This window comes from Salinimicrobium oceani (genome assembly GCF_012037645.1).
The window spans coordinates 1-280 of sequence record NZ_JAAVJR010001690.1; the positions used below are offsets into that span (position 1 = coordinate 1).

Below are 280 nucleotides of genomic sequence, written 5' to 3' on the forward strand. Positions count from 1 at the left end.
GAGCAAAATTAACCATTGGACCATCCATTGAGAACGGCTTCTATTATGACGTGGATTTCGGAGAGCAAAAGATCTCTGATAGTGATTTTAAGAAGATCGAGGATAGAATGCTGGAGATCGCCCGCGGCAAACATGACTTTAGCATGCGCTCAGTACCAAAGGAAGAAGCTCTTGGCTACTACAGACGTGAGAACAATCCATTCAAAGTAGAGCTGATCGAAAACCTCGACGACGGAACCATAACGTTCTGTGACCACGATACTTTTACCGACCTTTGCCG

The 280-nt window shown here is 45.4% G+C and carries 1 pseudogene; it reads left to right on the top strand.

What is annotated here, in order from left to right:
• Positions 1 to 280 (top strand): annotated as a pseudogene (locus HC175_RS23615) (threonine--tRNA ligase); the annotation flags it as partial.